This is a genomic window from Streptomyces sp. HSW2009 (assembly GCF_040240285.1).
In the GTDB taxonomy this organism is placed as follows: Bacteria; Actinomycetota; Actinomycetes; order Streptomycetales; family Streptomycetaceae; genus Streptomyces.
In genome coordinates this window covers 1-17462 of sequence record NZ_JBEHZD010000111.1, presented here as the reverse complement: position 1 = coordinate 17462, position 17462 = coordinate 1, and the positions used below count along the sequence as shown (strand labels likewise).

The window sequence follows — 17462 nt, the reverse complement described above, 5'->3', positions numbered from 1 at the left end:
GGGGGGGGGGGGGGGGGGCGGGGGGGGGGCCGGGCCGGGCGGGGGGGGGGGGGGGGGGGGGGGGGGGCGGCGGCTCGGGGCCGGGGGGGTGGTCGGTCGGGGCGTGCGCCGCGGGCTCAGCCCGCCGTCGGCCGTACCACCCACGCACCTCGACGCATGACGCCGACCAGCGCGTAGTCGGAGTCGAGCACCACCAGGTCGGCGTCCTTGCCCGGCTCGATGGAACCGATGCGGTCCTCCAGGCCAAGCACCCGGGCCGGGGTGCTGGACAGGGCGCGCACGGTCTGGTCGATCGAGAGGCGGTCGACGCTGACCGCGCGCCGGAAGACCTGGTCCAGGGTGAGCGTGGAGCCGGCGATGGAGCCCGCGGTCGGGCCGTCGCTGATGCGCGCCACCCCGTCCTTGACCTCCACCTGCATCGGACCCAGCGGGAAGATGCCGTCCTCCATGCCCGCCGCGCCCATCGCGTCCGTGATGAACGCGACCCGGTCCGCGCCCGCGCTGCGGAACGCCAACTCCAGCGTCGCCGGGTGCAGGTGTGTGCCGTCGTTGATCAGCTCGACGGTGATCCGCTCGTCCTCAAGCAGCGCCGCCACCGGGCCCGGCGCGCGGTGCAACAGCGAGGGCATCGCGTTGAACAGGTGCGTCGCCACGCTCGCGCCGGCGTCGATGGCCTCGCGCGTCGCGTCGTACGTGGAGTCCGTGTGGCCCACCGCGGCGATCACGCCGGCGTCCACCAGGAGCCGCACCGAGTCCAGGCCGCCGGGCAGTTCGGGCGCCAGCGTCATCATCTTCGCCGTGCCGCGGGCCGCGTCGATGAGCTTGCGCACGTCGGCCGGGTCGGGGTCGCGCAGCAGGGTCGGCTCGTGCGCCCCGCAGCGGTGCGGCGAGATGAACGGGCCCTCGAAGTGCACGCCGGCCAACTCGCCCTGCTGGACCAGTTCGGACAGCACGTGCGCCTGCTGGGCCACCTCGTCCAGGTCGCCGGTGACGGTGGAGGCGAGCATGGTGGTGCTGCCGTGCCGGCGGTGGGTGTCGATGACCCGCAGCGCCTCCTCGGTCTTGCCCGCCGAGAACGAGGCGCCGCCGCCACCGTGCACGTGCACGTCCACGAAGCCGGGGACGATCAGGTGCCCGGCGAGGTCGATGCGGTCGGTGCCGGCTGTCCCGGCCCCCGCGCCCGCAGCGGCGTCGTCCGGGCCGGCGCTGACGATGCGTCCGTCCGCGACCGTGACCTGACCGGACGCGACGACTCCGGTGGGCAGGGCGACGCGGGCGCCCGCGAGAGATGTTCGTTCGGCCATCAGGCGGATACCTCCGTAGCGAGAAGATCCCAGGCGAGCAGACCGGCGCCCAGGCAACCGGCGGTGTCCCCGAGCGCCGCCGGGACGATGTCGGGGAGCTGTTGGAACGTGACCCGCTCGGCCACCGCCGCACGCAGCGGTACGAACAACGTGTCCCGGGCCTCGGCGAGTCCGCCGCCGATGATCAGCCGGCGCGGGTCGAGCAGGGTGAGGGCGATGACGAGGCCGTCGGCGAGCGCGTCCACGGCCTCCTGCCAGACGGCGACGGCCCGCGGATCGCCGGAGGCGACGGCCTTCGCACAGTCGGCGGCGTCCGCCTGCGGGTCGCCGACGGCGGCGGCCCACGCCCGGCTGACCGCGGCGGCCGAGGCGAGCGTCTCCAGACAGCCGCGCTGCCCGCAGCCGCACTCGGGACCGCCGGGGCGGACCACGACGTGCCCGATCTCGCCGGCGCAGCCGGGCGCGCCGGCCTCCACCCGTCCGGCGATGCCGATGGCGCCGGCGATCCCGGTGCCCAGCGGTACGAACAGGAAGCGGTCGGTGCCCTCACCGGCACCGATGCGGCCCTCGGCCAGACCACCGGTGCGCACGTCATGGCCGAGCGCGACCGGCGCGCCGGCGAGCCGCTCCGAAAGCTGCGCCCGCATCGGGACGTCGCGCCAGCCCAGGTTGGCCGCGTACACGGCGACGCCCGCTGCCTCGTCGACGATGCCCGGCACGGCGACCCCGGCCGCCGCGGCGGGTACCCCGTACCGCTCGATGCCCAGTGCGCGCAGTTCGGCCGCGAAGTCGAGGATGCCGGCTATCACGGCGTCGGGACCGCGCTCGCGCTCGGTGCGCCGCCGGGCCGTGTGCAGCAGTTCGCCGTCCGCCCCGACCAGGGCGGCCTTCATTCCGGTGCCGCCCACATCAAGGGCGATGACGTGTTTCACGCGGGACAGTCTCGCGCGATTCCCCACTAGAGGTCTAGGCCACTTCACGCTCGCGGAGTGTCGCGTCTCCCGACGCGGTGTGATCGCCGGGGCCGCGGCGGGCCGCTCCGGTGCCGGCCCCGGGGTGTGGTCAGGGCCCCGGCGGATGCCCCATCGGGCAGCGCGTGGACGGTGCGCGGGCAGCGCTCGGACGGCGTCGGGTTGGTGGTTTGGCCCCGAAATGTGCGGCCGGCGGGGCGGCGTGGGCGTTCCCGGGGCCGCGGCGTGACGTGCGGTGGCACGGATGGTGGGGCGCCCGGCGGGCGGCTCGGCGGGCCGTGGGGCGGGTGACCCGGCGGTGCCCGTCGGCCGACGGGAGGGCTGCTGGCCGGCGACGCGCAAACGATCTGTGACTCCGCACACGGTGCCCGGGCAAAGTGCCGGAATGGGGCGGTAATCGACCTGTTTGGTGTGGGGGAGTCGTCGGCTTCGCGCACGGTTGTGCCGGGACGGTGCGGGAAGTCGTGCTTACTCTGAGCGGGTTCGGTGCGCCCGCGGGGAGCGGTGCGTTCCGGCTGCCGCCATACCCGAGGCAGGTGACGCCGGTGTGACCAGAGGTGATACCGAAGCGAGACCGGGTGTGGTGTAGACCTCAGGAGGGGTTAGCGGGGAGACTCGCAACTCGTGCCGGAGAGTGACACTCCGGCTGATTCCGGGAAAGAGCGAGAGCGCGAGGGTGGGTACTGGTCGTGCAGCGGCGGCGGTTCATGGGTCTGACGGCGGCGGGTGCCGCGACGGCGGCGTTGGCGCCGACACTCACCGCCTGCGGCAGTGGCTCGGGTACGGACGACGTACGCCTGAAGCTGGTCGCGGCCGACTACGGCGACAGCAGTAGCAACAGCACGCTCAACTACTGGGGCGACCTGGTCCGCGCGTTCGAGACCAAGAACCGCAACATCAAGGTCGACGTCAACGTCTATAGCTGGACGGACATCGACAAGAAGGTCGCCGAGATGATCGAGTCCGGCGACACGCCGGACATGGTCCAGTTCGGCACGTACGCGGACTTCGTCGCCCAGGGCATGCTCTACCGCGCCGACCAGATCCTCTCCATCCGCACGATGGCCTCCTTCGTCTCCTCCATCGCCCAGGCGGGCGAGGTCAACCGGGTGCAGTACGCCATGCCGTTCGGCGCCAGCACCCGACTGCTCTTCTACAACAAGGCCCTCTTCGAGCGGGCGGGCATCACCGAGCCCCCGAAGGACTGGGACGAGCTCCAGGCCGCGGCCGAGAAGCTCAAGGCGATCGACGTGAAGTACCCGTACGCGCTGCCGCTCGGTCGCGAGGAGGCCCAGGCCGAGACGCTGATCTGGCTGCTCAGCGGCGGTGGCGGCTACACCGACGGGTACGGCAGCTACATGCTCGACTCGCCGGAGAACGTCGAGACGCTGGAGTGGCTGCGCGACGAGTTCGTCGGCAAGGGCCTGACCGGCTCCCGCCCGCCGGGCCGGCTCAACCGGCAGGAGGCGTTCAACGCCTTCACGCGCGGCGAGGTCGGCATGCTCAACGGCCACCCGACGCTGATGCAGCAGGCCGTCGGCCACCGCATCGACTACGACGTCGCGCCGCTGCCCGGCCGCAAGGGCCCCTCGCCCACCACGATGGGCGTGGCTGACTGGATGATGGCGTTCAAGAAGAACGGCCACCGCAAGCAGATAGGCCAGTTCCTCAACTTCGTCTACGAGACGGACAACGTGGTCGGCTTCTCCGGCAAGTACCGGCTGCTGCCGGTGACCACGGACGCGTCCACGGTCATGCGCCGCGACGACGAGTACAAGAGCCTGTGGCAGTTCCTCGACGGCCTGGACACCGCGCAGTTCTACCCGTTCGACAAGGTCTCCTGGACCAAGGTCAACCAGTCGCTGCGGGACTCGGTCGGCACGATGGTCGCCAGCGGCGGCGACCCGGCCACGGTGCTCGGTGAGATCCAGCGCAAGGCCGACGCCAAGGAGAACGAGGAACGTTAGGTTGACGGCGTGACTCCCCCCGCCACTCCCGACCAGCCAACGCCCGAGCCCGAGCAGGCGCCCGGGGTTGAGCCCGGGGCCGGGACCGAGACTCCGCCTGGGGCAGGGCCCGTGTCTGGGACCGAGCCTGTCTCAGGGACCGAGCCCGGCGCCGGCACGGGCACTGGCGACTCGTACGGCACGGACAGCCCCGACGGCGCAGACAGCCCGTACGGCACAGACGGCCCCGGCAGTCCCGATGCAGACGGCCCCGGCACGGACAGCCCCGCCGCAGGGGACTCCGACACGGAGGACTCCGCAGCAGCGGGTTCCGACACAGCGGGCTCCGGGCTCTCCGAGCGGGACCTCGCCGTGCTGGCCGTGGAGCGGCGCGGCTGGTCGGGGCCCGGCGCGAAGGAGCGGGCCATCCGCGAACGGCTCGGCATCTCGCCCACCCGCTACTACCAACTCCTCAACGCCCTCCTGAACGATCCGCGCGCCCTGCGCCACGACCCGGTCACCGTCAACCGACTGCGCCGGGTGCGCCAGGCCCGCCGCGACCGCCGCTGACCGGCTGGCCTCGTAGGACGTACGCCGCCCCGTGGCCCGCTGGACCCGCTGTTGGTTGGCCGGGCTGGTCGGACGTGCGCCGCCCCGTGGCCCGCTGGACCCGCTGTTGGTTGGCCGGGCTGGTCGGACGTACGCCGGTCCGCGGCCCGCCGGGCCTGTTCGGGCCCGGCCGCGCCACCACCCCCGCGTTGGCCGATCCGGCACTGGTGGCCGTGGTGGGGGGCGCCGATAGGGTCGGCCGCATGGGCATTCCCGTCCCCTCAACCGACGCGGGCCGAGCCGGGCTCGCCGCGCTGTTGGCACGGCCCCGGCGGGCCGTCGTCGCGCTCGACTTCGACGGCACGCTGGCCGAGATCGTGCCCGACCCGGAGCAGGCCCGCGCGCACCCGGCGGCCGTCCCGGCGCTGGCCGCGCTGGCCCCGCTGGTGGGCACCGTGCTGGTCCTCACCGGCCGCCCGGCCGACGTCGCGGTGCGCTACGGCGGCTTCGCCGGCGTACCGGGGCTCGCCCACCTCGTCGTACTCGGCCACTACGGCGCCGAACGCTGGGACGCGGCGACCGGCGAACTCCGGGTCCCCGAGCCGCACCCCGGGGTGGCCGCCGTCCGCGCCGAACTGCCCGGCGTGCTCGACGGGACCACCGCGGCGGCCGGCGCCTGGATCGAGGACAAGGGGCGGGCCGTCGCCGTCCACACCCGCAGGGCCGCGGCGCCGCAGGCCGCCTTCGACGCGCTGCGCGCCCCGCTCGGCGAGCTCGCGGCCCGCCACGGCCTGGCCGTCGAACCGGGCCGCCTGGTCATCGAGCTGCGCCCGCCGGGTGTGGACAAGGGCGTGGCGCTCACCGATTTCGCCCGTGCCGTGGACGCGGAGACCGTGCTGTACGCGGGCGACGACCTGGGCGACATCGCGGCCTTCGACGCGGTGGCGCGCCGTCGCGCCGCAGGCAGCCCCGGCCTCCTGGTGTGCAGCGGCAGCAACGAGGTCACCGAACTCGCCGACCGGGCCGACCTCGTCGTGGACGGCCCGGCGGGCGTGGTCGCCCTGTTGACGGCACTCGCCCACGAACTGGGCTGACCCCCGCGGGAAGCTCGCCGCCCGCGCGGGAGGTGCGACGCCTGCACATGAGGCCCCGCAGCCCCCGCGCGGGAGACGCGCCACTCCGCGCGGGAGGACGCGCCAGTCCGCGCGGGAGGCCCGCCGCCCCGCGCGGTTACGCCGCCCCGAGCGCCCGCAACTGGGCCAGGAACCACGCCTGCGGGGGTAGCGCCGTGGCCGCCGCGGCGAGGCGCTTGGTCCGCTCGGCGCGCTCGGCCGGGTCCATGCGGAGCGCCTCGTGCAACGCTCTGGCCGTCTCCTGCACGTCGTACGGGTTGACCGACAGCGCGTCGTCGCTCAACTCGGCGTGCGCCCCGGCCTCCCGGGAGAGCACCAGCACACAGCCGGCGTCCGAGACCACCGGGACCTCCTTGGCGACCAGGTTCATGCCGTCCCTGATCGGGTTCACCAGCGCCACGTCGGCGATCCGGTACGCGGCGAGCGAGCGCGCGAAGTCGTCCTTCACGTGCAGCGCCACCGGCTGCCAGGTCGCCGTGCCGAACTCCTCGTTGATCGCGTCGGCGACCCGCTGCACCTCGGCCGTGTACGCCCGGTAGACCGCGAGGTCCTGCCGCGAGGGGTAGGCGAAGGCGACGTGCACCACCCGTTCGCGCCACTCGGGGTGGTCCGTGAGCAGCAGCCGGTACGCGTGCAGCCCGCGCACGATGTTCTTGGACAGCTCGGTGCGGTCCACCCGGACGATCACCTTCCGGGCCGGCGCACGGTGGTCCGAGCCGTCTGACCCGGCTGGCCCGGCTGCCCCGGCTGGCCCGTCCGTGCCGCCCGGGCCCTCGATCTGGGCCCGCAGCGCGGCCAGCCGCTCCGTCACGTCGGCGGCGTGCGAGCGGCTGCGCAGGAACTCCGCGTCCGCGCCCAGGCCGTGCACCCCGAGCCGGGTCGTCCGCCCGGCCGACTCCACGGTGAGCTCGCCGGTCTCCGCGTCCCGGCCGACCCGGGCGCCGAGCACCCGGGCGCCGCAGTCGGCGCACGCCTCGGCCCAGCGCGTGGTGAGGAAGGCCGCCCGGTCGCCGCCCAGGATGCCGTGCAGCACGGCGGCTGCGACGTCGTCGGGCAGCAGCCGGTAGTAGTCCGGCGGGGCCCACGGGGTGTGCGAGAAGTGGCCGATGCGCAGGTCGGGGCGGCGCTGCCGGAGCAGCGCGGGGACCAGCGCCAGGTGGTAGTCCTGCACCAGCACGGCGGCCCCCGGCCCCGCCTCGCGCGCGAGCGCGTCCGCGAACGCGGCGTTGTACGCCTCGTACGCCTCCCACTGGCGCCGGAACTCCTCGTCGAAGACCGGCTCCAGCGGGGTCTGGTAGAGCAGGTGGTGCACAAACCAGAGCACGGAGTTGGCCACCCCGTTGTACGCCGCGGCGAAGACCGCGGGCTCGATGTCCAGCAGCCGCACCCGCGGGCCGCCGGTGGCCGCCGGGTCGAGCGGCGCGCCGCGCCGGCCGCCGGCCGCCGGGTCGCCGACCGCGGCCCGCCGCACCGCCTCCCGGTCGCCGTCGCCGAGCGCGGCACACACCCACACGGAGTCGGCGTCCGCGCCGATCGCGGAGAGCCCGGAGACGAGGCCGCCGCCGCCGCGCTTGGCGGTCAGCCCGGCCGCTGCTGCCGCAGTCGCCGGCGCGGCCGGTGCTGTCGGTGCTGTCGTGGGCGTTGCCCGGGTCGTGGGCGGTTCGGGTGTGGCGGGTGGTTCCGTGGGGCGTTCCGCGGGTGGTTCCGGTGCGGCGGTGGCGCCTGCCGCAGCCGCCTCGCCCGGGGTCGGCGTTCGCGAGGGCGAACGGGTCGGTGGGGGCGTCAGCGCGTACGCGACGGGCCCGCGGTTCGAAGCGACCAGCACCCGGGCGCCCGGTCTGGGACCGGTGGCCGGCACGGAGTCGACGGCTTCCTGCTCGCCATGGACGGAGACCATGCCGCGAGCCTAGCCAGGACCGGAACCGCTCAAACGTACGGACGCCGCCGCCCCCGCCCCCGCTCCCACCCGCCGTCTCCGCGCGCCGTTCGACCGGACCGCCCGCGCTACGCCGACTCCGGTACGCGCCGGTGCGGCGGATTCCGGCACCTCTCCGCGCCCCCGGCCACCCCCGCCGAGCCACCCCGCGCAGCCCCCACCCCGCCCCGTACGCATCAGGAGACCCACCCCGCGCACCACGGCGCGCACGCATCGTCACCCTCGGTGGTGGCCGGGCGCCCTGCCGTGCCCGCGCCCGTCGCCCCCGCTGGCCGCGGTCGTGCCGCGGTCGTGTGCGGCCGTGTCGTGGTCGTGCCGCGGCCCCGCCGTGGCTACGCCGCCCAGCGCTCCGCGTACTCCGGGACCTCGATCATCGGCGGGCGCTCCTCGGTGTCCACCGGATGGGTGTGCGGCTCGAACCCGCCGTCCGCGCCGCGCTGGAACTGGGTCAGTCGGGGGCGCACCAAGTAGCCGCGGGCCAGCCGGAGTTGGGCCGTACGGTAGATCGCCGCCGCCATCCGGCCGAGGGCCTGGCCGTCCTGGTGGCGGTGGCGGCGCACGCCCACGTCCACCTGGGCCAGCGCATCGAGTCCGACCGTGTGCAGCGCGTCCACCAGCAGCCCGAGCTCCACGCCGTACCCGACCGGGAACGGCAGCCGCTCCAGGAGCGAGCGGCGCGCCGCGTACTCGCCGCCGAGCGGCTGGACGAATCCGGCGAGCTGCGGCCAGTGCAGGTTCAGCAACGGCCTGGCCACCAGCTCCGTCACCCGGCCGCCCTGCCCGGCGGACCCGGACCCAGGCCCGGGCCCGGCGGCCGCGGCCGGCCCGCCCGCCTCGCCGACCTGCCCCAGCGGCCGGTCGTACATCGCCTTCACGAACTGCACCTCGGGGTCGGTGAGCAGTGGCCCGACGATCCCGGAGACGAAGGTGGAGGAGAAGTCGCGCAGGTCGGCGTCGACGAAGCAGACGATGTCGCCGCGGGTGGCCAGCAGCGAGCGCCACAGCACCTCGCCCTTGCCCGGCACCGTCGGCAGCCGCGGCAGCAGGTCGTCCCGGTGCACCACCTGTGCCCCGGCCTCGCGCGCGACGGCCGCGGTGCGGTCCGTCGAGCCCGAGTCGACCACCACGAGCTCGTCCACCAGCGGCGCATCGCGCATCAGGTCGCGGCGGATCGTGGCGACGATCGTGCCGACCGTCGCCTCCTCGTTCAGCGCCGGCAACACCACGCTGACCGTGGCCCCACCAGCCCGTTTCGCCGCCAGGAGCCGGTCGAGCTGACGGTCGGCAGCGGACCAGGACCGGCGGCTCAGCCAGCGCTCCACCTCTTCCAGCACCTGCGTGACTCCTTATGCGCGGCGAGCAGCGCTCGATGTTACGTTCATCTCGTGGTTCGGACGACTGTCCGTACTGTTCCAACCTTCGGTTACAGTCTTGAACAACGCGGATGACCGTCGCATGCCGGGGTCATCTCGCCCACAAACGCCTGGCTCCAAGGAGCCCAGTGCCATACCGCTCATCCAGAGGGGCAGAGGGATACGGCCCGTTGAAGCCCCGGCAACCCTCCAGCCGGAAACTCGCACCGCGAGGCTCCCGGTGGGGAAGGTGCCAATTCCGTCTCGTGGCGAAGTGCGCCGCGAGGAAGATGAGGAGAAAGGGCCTCGCCATCATGGCTGTGCAAGTCACCGCAACCTCCACCGCTCCCGCCACGTCGGACGCCTCCGCCCCAGTGGACCTCGGCCCCGCCGCCGCGCTGTCCTGTCGCGAGTGCGGCGAGCGCTTCGAGCTCGGCCCGATCTTCGCCTGCCAGCTCTGTTTCGGTCCCCTCGAAGTGGCGTACGACCTGCCGACCGGGGACCCGCAGGCGCTGCGGCAGCGCATCGAGGCCGGCCCGAACAGCATCTGGCGCTACGCCCCGTTGCTCCCGGTCCCCGCGAACGTCGCCGCCAAGCCCAACCTGAACCCGGGCCTGACCCCGCTGGTCAAGGCCGACCGGCTGGCCGACGCGCTCGGCGTCACCGGCGGCCTGTACGTCAAGGACGACTCGGGCAACCCCACCCACTCCTTCAAGGACCGGGTGGTGGCCATCGCCGTCGAGGCGGCCCGCGCCTTCGGCTTCACCACGCTCTCCTGCTCCTCCACCGGCAACCTGGCCGGCGCGGGCGGCGCCGCCGCCGCCCGCGCGGGCTTCCGCTCCTGCGTGTTCATCCCGCACGACCTGGAGGCCGGCAAGGTCGTCATGGCCGCCGTCTACGGTGGCGAACTGGTCGGCATCGAGGGCACGTACGACGACGTCAACCGGTTCTGTAGCGAGCTGATCGGCGACCCGCTCGGCGAGGGCTGGGGCTTCGTCAACGTCAACCTGCGCCCGTACTACGGCGAGGGCTCCAAGACGCTCGCGTACGAGATCTGCGAGCAGCTCGGCTGGGAGATCCCGGACCAGATCGTCATCCCGATCGCCTCCGGCTCCCAGCTCACCAAGATCGACAAGGGGCTCAAGGAGCTGATCAAGCTCGGCCTGGTCGCGGACAAGCCGTACAAGATCTTCGGTGCCCAGGCCGAGGGCTGCTCGCCGGTCTCCCGCGCCTTCAAGGACGGGCACGACGTGGTGCGCCCGGTGAAGCCGAACACGATCGCCAAGTCGCTGGCGATCGGCAACCCGGCCGACGGCCCGTACGTCCTGGACATCACCCGGCGCACCGGGGGAGCGGTCGAGGACGTCAACGACCAGCAGGTGGTCGACGCGATCAAGCTGCTGGCGCGCACCGAGGGCATCTTCGCGGAGACCGCGGGCGGCGTGACCGTCGGCGTCACCCAGAAGCTCATCGAGACCGGACAGCTCGACCCGGCGCTGACGACCGTCGTGCTCAACACCGGTGACGGGCTCAAGACGCTGGACGCCGTGGCGCCCACCACCGGTCCGACGGCGACGATCAAGCCGAACCTCGACGCGTTCCGCGCGGCCGGCCTGGCGAGCTGACGCCTGCGCCCCGGCCCGGCCGGCGCGCCCCGGCCGGGGCGGTCGTCGACCAGCCGTCGGCCGCCCGCCGGCCGTGGATCGGCGACCGGCCGACGCCCCGCCGCGACAGCACACTTCCCCGCATCTCCCACGAAGGTGACCCCATGAGCGTCAACGTCCGCATCCCGACCATCCTGCGCACCTACACCGGCGGCAAGGCCGAGGTCAGCGCCGAGGGCACGACCCTCAGCGAGGTGCTGGCCGACCTGGACAAGAACCACCAGGGCATCGCCGCCCGGGTGCTCGACGAGGACGGCAAGCTGCGCCGTTTCGTGAATGTGTACGTCAACGACGACGACGTGCGCTTCGCCGAGGGCCTCCAGACGGCGACCCCGGACGGCGCCGGCATCTCGATCATCCCGGCCGTCGCCGGCGGCTGATCCGCCGTCACCTGCCACGAACTGCCGGAATTGCCCCGTCCACAAGAAAGCGGACGGGGCAATTCCGTGCCCAGAATCGCGATAGGGTTGGTGTGGCTCTTTTCGTTTAGCCCCAGCTCCGCCCCGCACTCGCGGTTCCGCCCCACCTGCAACTCCCCGCTTCCCCCGCACCCTTCACGGGCCCGTGCGTTGAGCGCATATGAGAACCCGTCAAAATGTGCGTGAAATGTGGACATGATTTGCCGGGTTAGTGCCGCCATGTCCGGCCCGACTTGACCGGTATTCACCGGAGTTAACCCCGTATAGCCGATGAGCCGCGCCCAGAATTCTCGTCCGATTGACCTGTTGCTCTGGGCATCTGGGCAGATACATTCAGCGGCGGTCGACGCGTTCCGGCGCACGCCTCCGGGGCTCCCCTGGCCAATGGTGAGGGGATTCTCAGGGGTGAGGTCTGACCCGGGTCCGCGGAGTGCGGTCCTGCGCAAGGGCCAGCAATAGGGGAGTTTGGAATGGCTCAGGGCACCGTCAAGTGGTTCAACGCGGAGAAGGGGTACGGCTTCATCGCGGTCGACGGTGGTGCGGACGTGTTCGTCCACTACAGCGCGATCCAGATGGACGGCTACCGCACCCTTGAGGAAGGCCAGCGGGTCGAGTTCGAGATCTCGCAGGGTCAGAAAGGGCCGCAGGCGGACATGGTCCGCGTGGCCGGCTGAGCGCCGACCGACTGCGCGAAACAAGGGCCCGCACCCTCGGCAGGGGGGTGCGGGCCCTTCGCATGCCCGCAGCGGGTTGGGCGGCTCCGGAACCCCCGGAGCCACCCGTGCCCCGGCGCCCCCCGGTGGGCTTCAGCCGGCGCGGCGGGGCGGCGGCGCGGCCGTCGGATGTTCCCGCACGTTGCGAATGCGTACGGCGAAGACGGGCGGTGCGCGGTGGGCGACGGGTGCGTACGGGGTGGGTGAGCTGCATGCGCCACGGCCGGCGCCCCGACCGTCGACGCGGGACCGCGCATCGGGGTCACCCGACTCGGACCGGAGACCGGTCCCGACCGCCGCCCCCAGCGACGCTCCTGAGCGGAGCGACCTTGCGCCCGCCGCGTCCCCGACCACCACCCCCCATCGACGCTCCTGAACGGAGCGACCTTGCGCCCACCGCGTCCCCGACCACCGCCCCCCACCGACGCTCCTAGCGGAGCGACCTTGCACTCTAGGGTGCCGAGTGCTAATCATTGGCGTTAGCACTCTGCTGTCGAGAGTGACAGAAGGACCGGGTCGGTGAGGCTCGCAGGCCAAGCGGGGCAAGGAACCGCGGGGCAGGCAGGCCGTCCGTCGCGGGCGCCACGCGGTCCGGAGTATTCACCCTCCCCCAGCCACTGGCCGGGGGCCCCCAGTCCTGGGAGGACCACTTCACATGGCCAAGATCATCGCGTTCGACGAGGAGGCACGGCGCGGTCTTGAGCGTGGGATGAACCAGCTCGCTGACGCCGTCCGGGTCACCCTCGGCCCCAAGGGCCGCAACGTCGTCCTTGAGAAGAAGTGGGGCGCCCCCACGATCACCAACGATGGTGTGTCCATCGCCAAGGAGATCGAGCTCGAAGACCCGTACGAGAAGATCGGCGCCGAGCTGGTCAAGGAGGTCGCGAAGAAGACGGACGACGTCGCCGGTGACGGCACGACGACCGCGACCGTCCTGGCCCAGGCGCTGGTGAAGGAGGGCCTGCGGAACGTCGCCGCGGGCGCCAACCCGATGGCCCTCAAGCGCGGCATCGAGCGCGCCGTCGAGGCCGTCTCCGCGCAGCTCCTTGAGCAGGCCAAGGACGTGGAGACCAAGGAGCAGATCGCCTCCACCGCCTCCATCTCCGCCGCTGACACCCAGATCGGCGAGCTCATCGCCGAGGCGATGGACAAGGTCGGCAAGGAAGGCGTCATCACCGTCGAGGAGTCGCAGACCTTCGGGCTTGAGCTGGAGCTCACCGAGGGCATGCGCTTCGACAAGGGCTACATCTCCGCGTACTTCGCGACGGACATGGAGCGTATGGAGGCGTCCCTGGACGACCCGTACATCCTGATCGTCAACTCCAAGATCTCCGCGGTCAAGGACCTGCTCCCGCTCCTGGAGAAGGTCATGCAGTCGGGCAAGCCGCTGCTGATCATCGCCGAGGACGTGGAGGGCGAGGCCCTCTCCACCCTGGTCGTCAACAAGATCCGGGGCACCTTCAAGTCCGTCGCCGTCAAGGCCCCGGGCTTCGGTGACCGCCGCAAGGCCATGCTCGGTGACATCGCCATCCTCACCGGTGGCACCGTCATCTCCGAGGAGGTCGGCCTCAAGCTGGAGAACGCCGGTCTCGACCTGCTGGGCCGCGCCCGCAAGGTCGTCATCACCAAGGACGAGACCACCATCGTCGACGGTGCCGGTGACAGCGAGCAGGTCCAGGGCCGCGTCAACCAGATCCGCGCCGAGATCGAGAACTCGGACAGCGACTACGACCGCGAGAAGCTCCAGGAGCGCCTGGCGAAGCTGGCCGGCGGCGTGGCCGTCATCAAGGCCGGTGCCGCCACCGAGGTCGAGCTCAAGGAGCGCAAGCACCGCATCGAGGACGCCGTTCGCAACGCGAAGGCGGCCGTCGAAGAGGGCATCGTCGCCGGTGGCGGCGTGGCCCTGCTCCAGGCCGCCGCGGTCTTCGAGAAGCTGGAGCTCGAAGGCGACGAGGCCACCGGTGCGCAGGCCGTGCGCCTGGCCCTGGAGGCCCCGCTCAAGCAGATCGCCGTCAACGCCGGCCTTGAGGGTGGCGTCGTCGTGGAGAAGGTGCGCAACCTGACCCCCGGCCACGGTCTGAACGCCGCGACCGGCGACTACGTCGACCTGGTTGCCGAGGGCATCATCGACCCGGCCAAGGTGACGCGCTCCGCGCTCCAGAACGCCGCGTCGATCGCCGCGCTGTTCCTCACCACCGAGGCCGTCATCGCCGACAAGCCGGAGAAGGCCGCTGCCGCGGGCGCTCCGGGCGGCATGCCGGGCGGTGACATGGACTTCTGATCCCCAGCGGATCAGCTTGTTCCGTACGAACGAGGGCGGCACCCACTGCGGGTGCCGCCCTCGGGCGTTCTCGGGAGCGGGGAGCGGGGAGCGGGGAGCGGGGCCCGTTCCTGAGTCCCGCTTCCTGAGGCCGGTGGCCTGGCCCGCGCCGATCAGGCCGTACGGGCCGTGTCCAGGGCCGCGCGGAGGTGGCCGTTCGCATCCGTCAGCAGCCGGTCCGCGGTGGATGCGTCCACGTCGGCGAGCAGCGTGAGGATGGCGTTCTTCACCTCGCCGCCGGTGGCCGCGAGCGCCGCCTCGGTCGCCTCGTCCGACGCGCCGGTGGCCAACTGCACGATGCGCCGGGAGCGGGCCCGCAGCTTGTCGTTGGAGGCCCGCACGTCCACCATCAGGTTCCCGTACGTCTTGCCCAGCCGGATCATCGTGAGCGTCGAGATCATGTTGAGCACCAGCTTCTGCGCCGTGCCCGCCTTCAGCCGGGTGGAGCCGGTGAGCAGTTCCGGGCCGACCACCACTTCGATGCCGTGCTCGGCCGCGCCGGCCAGCGCCGAGCCCGCGTTGCAGGCCAGCCCGACGGTCAGCGCGCCGTGCGCCCTGGCGTACTCGACGGCCCCGACCGCGTACGGCGTGCGGCCCGACGCCGAGACGCCGACGACGCTGTCGCGCTCGGTCAGGTGCAGCGCGGCCAGGTCGGCGGCGGCCAGTTCCTTGCTGTCCTCGGCGTCCTCGGCCGAGGTGACCAGGGCCGGCGTGCCGCCCGCGATCAGCCCGATGACCTGCTCGGGCGCGGTGTTGAAGGGCGGCGGGCACTCGCTGGCGTCGAGCACGCCGAGGCGGCCCGCGGTGCCGGCGCCCGCGTAGATCAGCCGGCCGCCGCCGGCCATCCGGTCGGCCACCGCGTCGATCGCCGCCGCCACCTGGGGCAACTGTGCGGCGACCGCGGTGGGTACGGCGCTGTCCTCGGCGTTCATCAGCCGGGCGATGGCGAGCGTGTCGAGCCGGTCGATCTCGGCTAGTTCCGGGCGGTACGCCTCGGTCGTCAGGGTGTCGAGCTGGGCCCGGAGCGGACCGGGCCGGACACCGTCGGCGCTGGTGTTCATGGCGGCGATGGCTCTTCCTCGATACGGGAGAAGGCGGAGCGGGAGCGGAGCGAGGGGGAGGGGGCGAGGGAGGGGCGGGGCGGATGAGGGGCGAGGGATATGAGGGGGAGAGGGGTGGGGGGGGGGGGGCGGCGGGCGCCCGCGGGGGGGGGGGGCGGCGCGCGGGGGGGGGGCGGGGGGGCGGGGGGGGGGGGGGGGCCGGGGGGGGCGGGGTGCCGGGGGGCGGGGGGGGGGGGGGGGGGGGGGGGGGGGGCCCCCCCCCCCCCGGGGGGGGGGGGCCGGGGTGGGTCCGGGGGGTGCGGCGGTGCGCCAGCGCCTCGTAGGAGTCCGAGAGCGCGGGCGCGGCGGTGGCGTAGGTGCGCTGCGCGACGCCGATGAACAGGCAGTCCACGACCAGGAGTTGACTGGTGCGGCTGGACATGGCGGCCGGCCGCAACTCGCTCTCGCGGGCCGAGGACGTGGTGAGCACCAGGTCCGCGTACTGCGTGACCTCGGCCGCCGGGTTGCCGGTGATCGCGACCGTCGTGGCGCCGTGCGCGAAGGCGGTGTGCAGCGGTTCGATGACGTCGGCGGTGCGCCCGGAGTGCGTGATGGCGATGGCCACGTCGCCCGGCCGCATCTGCACGGCGCCGGTCACCGCGAGGTGCAGATCGGTGTGCGCGTGCGCGATGAGCCCGATCCGCAGCAGCTTCTGCACCAGGTCCTGGCCGACCAGGCCGGAGGCGGCGATCCCGTACACGTCGATGCGGCGGGCCGAGACCAGTGCCGCCACGGCCGCGTCCAACTGGCTGGTGTCGAGCGCGGCGGCGGTGTCCGCCAGGCACTGCTGCTCTTCCTGGGCGAGCTTGGCGACCACGGTGGCGATCGGGTCGTCCACCGCGATGTCGGCGGTGACGGCCGGCGCCCGGCCCGCGGCCTGCTGCGCGGCGAGCGCGGCGAGGGCGAGCCGCAGGTCGCGGTAGCCCGGATAGCCGAGCAGCCGGGCGGTGCGCACCACGGTGGCCTCGCTGGTGCCGGTGCGCTCCGCGAGCCCGGTGACGGTGAGCGCGGCACAGCCCGCCGGGTCGGCGGCGACCGTCTCGGCGACCCGCTGCATCGAACGGGTCATGGACGGCCCGACGGCCCGCAACGTGGCCATCAGGGCAGCCGGGGCCGGAGGGGCGGCGCCCTGGACGCCGATGAAAGTTTCCTTCAGCTTGCTGCTCACCTTTGAAAGGTATTTTCGGTCATGGCGGGCGTCAAGAGTGACGGAGCCTGACAATGGAGCCATGGAGCTCGAACAGACACTGCACAGGGCGCGGGCGCTCGTACTGGCTGACCTGTCGGCGGGAGACGTGGCGCGGGCGGACGTGGTCTCGCTCGTCGAGGACGCGGTGACGCACCGGCGGTGGTGGGTCGAGCAGTGGCCGGACGGGGCGCAGTTCGTGGCCGGCCTGGTCGCGCAGGACGTCCAGGACGCGCTGCTTGAGCGGTACGGGCGGTGGCCGCTGTGCCCGGTCTGCGTGGGCGGCGGCGACCCGCACGCCCTGGAGGTCGAGCCGGAACTCGGCCCCGACCCGCGCTGGGTCTGCACCAAGACCACGGTCGAGGTGGCCAGGCTGGGCGCGCTGGAGGCCGTGATCTCGGGCGGCCGGGGCTCCAGATCCGGCGGCAAGGGCGACCACTGATGGCCGTGTACATCGACCCGCCCATCTGGCCGGGCCACGGCCGCATGTGGTCGCACCTGGTCAGTGACGTGTCGTACGAGGAGTTGCACGCCTTCGCGGAGCGGATCGGCGCCCCGCGCCGCGGCTTCGACCGGGACCACTACGACGTGCCGTCCACCAGCTACGCGACCGCCGTCGACCTGGGCGCGGTCGAGGTGACCAGCAAGGAACTGGTCCGTCGCCTCTCCGCCGCCGGCCTGCGCCGCCCCCACCGGGGCCCGGACGGCGCGGCCGTACTGCGCGATGACAGCCTGGGCGATCCGGGTTCGGCGGGCGGGGCGCTGCCGTAGCGGGTGTTGCGGCGGGCGGCGGGCGGCGGTCGGTGGGACGTGGCGGCGGGGAGCGGTGCCGGGCTGCCGCGGCGGGGCGGCGGGGCGTGCCCCCGTAC

General features: G+C 73.3%; 15 protein-coding genes, 1 pseudogene and 1 riboswitch. Of the genes and pseudogenes, 10 read left to right on the top strand and 6 right to left on the bottom strand.

Translation table 11 applies throughout. The features are described 5' to 3' along the window. Positions 1-116: 116 nt before the first annotated feature. Positions 117-1304 (bottom strand): N-acetylglucosamine-6-phosphate deacetylase, encoded by a 1188-nt coding sequence (gene nagA / locus AAHZ94_RS11550; RefSeq protein ID WP_349992721.1) that lies wholly within the window; start codon positions 1302-1304, stop codon positions 117-119. Beyond that, positions 1304-2236: an ROK family protein gene (locus AAHZ94_RS11545; RefSeq protein ID WP_349992720.1), complete on the bottom strand. Its 933-nt coding sequence runs from the start codon at positions 2234-2236 to the stop codon at positions 1304-1306. Before AAHZ94_RS11545 ends, nagA begins: the two co-directional genes overlap by 1 nt. A gap of 728 nt (positions 2237-2964) precedes the next feature. Between AAHZ94_RS11545 and AAHZ94_RS11540 the strand changes: the two genes are divergently transcribed. The 3 genes from AAHZ94_RS11540 (at position 2965) to otsB (ending at position 5864) form a co-directional block, all read left to right on the top strand. Continuing rightward, complete coding sequence (locus AAHZ94_RS11540) at positions 2965-4242, top strand: extracellular solute-binding protein (protein ID WP_349992719.1); 1278 nt, start codon at positions 2965-2967, stop codon at positions 4240-4242. 111 nt (positions 4243-4353) lie between these two features. Then, positions 4354-4791, top strand: a complete 438-nt coding sequence (locus AAHZ94_RS11535) for a DUF3263 domain-containing protein (protein ID WP_349992718.1) — start codon at positions 4354-4356, stop codon at positions 4789-4791. Positions 4792-5033: 242 nt separating this feature from the next. After that, positions 5034-5864 (top strand): trehalose-phosphatase, encoded by an 831-nt coding sequence (otsB, locus tag AAHZ94_RS11530; RefSeq protein WP_349992717.1) that lies wholly within the window; start codon positions 5034-5036, stop codon positions 5862-5864. Between the two features lie 136 nt (positions 5865-6000). On the opposite strand, the gene AAHZ94_RS11525 is transcribed toward otsB, so the two are convergent. Together AAHZ94_RS11525 and AAHZ94_RS11520 are read right to left on the bottom strand one after the other, a co-directional pair. Then, positions 6001-7800: an alpha,alpha-trehalose-phosphate synthase (UDP-forming) gene (locus AAHZ94_RS11525; RefSeq protein ID WP_349992715.1), complete on the bottom strand. Its 1800-nt coding sequence runs from the start codon at positions 7798-7800 to the stop codon at positions 6001-6003. A 371-nt stretch (positions 7801-8171) separates the two neighbouring features. Next, on the bottom strand, positions 8172-9173 hold the full coding sequence (locus tag AAHZ94_RS11520; protein WP_349992714.1) for a glucosyl-3-phosphoglycerate synthase: 1002 nt from the start codon (positions 9171-9173) through the stop codon (positions 8172-8174). 176 nt (positions 9174-9349) lie between these two features. Next, positions 9350-9488, top strand: a riboswitch (SAM riboswitch). A 17-nt stretch (positions 9489-9505) separates the two neighbouring features. Between AAHZ94_RS11520 and thrC the strand changes: the two genes are divergently transcribed. The 4 genes from thrC to groL all read left to right on the top strand — a co-directional run bounded on the left by thrC (position 9506) and on the right by groL (position 14268). Next, on the top strand, positions 9506-10816 hold the full coding sequence (gene thrC / locus AAHZ94_RS11515) for a threonine synthase (protein WP_349992713.1): 1311 nt from the start codon (positions 9506-9508) through the stop codon (positions 10814-10816). Positions 10817-10959: 143 nt separating this feature from the next. Further along, the gene (locus AAHZ94_RS11510) at positions 10960-11235 is read left to right on the top strand and encodes a MoaD/ThiS family protein (protein ID WP_349992711.1); all 276 of its coding nucleotides are present in this window, start codon (positions 10960-10962) and stop codon (positions 11233-11235) included. Between the two features lie 509 nt (positions 11236-11744). Further along, positions 11745-11948, top strand: a complete 204-nt coding sequence (locus AAHZ94_RS11505; RefSeq protein ID WP_003986833.1) for a cold-shock protein — start codon at positions 11745-11747, stop codon at positions 11946-11948. A 694-nt stretch (positions 11949-12642) separates the two neighbouring features. After that, entirely contained in the window at positions 12643-14268 is a 1626-nt protein-coding gene (gene groL, locus AAHZ94_RS11500) for a chaperonin GroEL (RefSeq protein WP_349992709.1), read from the top strand. Between the two features lie 152 nt (positions 14269-14420). On the opposite strand, the gene murQ is transcribed toward groL, so the two are convergent. After that, positions 14421-15368, bottom strand: a complete 948-nt coding sequence (gene murQ / locus AAHZ94_RS11495; protein ID WP_349992708.1) for an N-acetylmuramic acid 6-phosphate etherase — start codon at positions 15366-15368, stop codon at positions 14421-14423. An 83-nt stretch (positions 15369-15451) separates the two neighbouring features. Here murQ and AAHZ94_RS11490 point away from each other — a divergent pair, with 83 nt between their 5' ends. Then, positions 15452-15691, top strand: a complete 240-nt coding sequence (locus AAHZ94_RS11490) for a hypothetical protein (RefSeq protein ID WP_349992707.1) — start codon at positions 15452-15454, stop codon at positions 15689-15691. Here AAHZ94_RS11490 and AAHZ94_RS11485 read toward each other — a convergent pair. Continuing rightward, positions 15655-16506: pseudogene (locus AAHZ94_RS11485) on the bottom strand (MurR/RpiR family transcriptional regulator); the annotation flags it as partial. The gene AAHZ94_RS11490 and the pseudogene AAHZ94_RS11485 overlap by 37 nt on opposite strands. A gap of 130 nt (positions 16507-16636) precedes the next feature. On the opposite strand from AAHZ94_RS11485, the gene AAHZ94_RS11480 reads away from it, so the two are divergent. Then, positions 16637-17035 carry a DUF8819 family protein gene (locus AAHZ94_RS11480; RefSeq protein WP_349992706.1) on the top strand — a complete coding sequence of 133 codons (399 nt, stop codon included), beginning with the start codon at positions 16637-16639 and terminating at the stop codon, positions 17033-17035. Further along, a complete protein-coding gene (locus AAHZ94_RS11475; RefSeq protein WP_349992705.1) occupies positions 17035-17364 on the top strand; it encodes a DUF4031 domain-containing protein in 330 nt (109 codons plus the stop codon). Before AAHZ94_RS11480 ends, AAHZ94_RS11475 begins: the two co-directional genes overlap by 1 nt. Positions 17365-17462 lie beyond the last annotated feature (98 nt).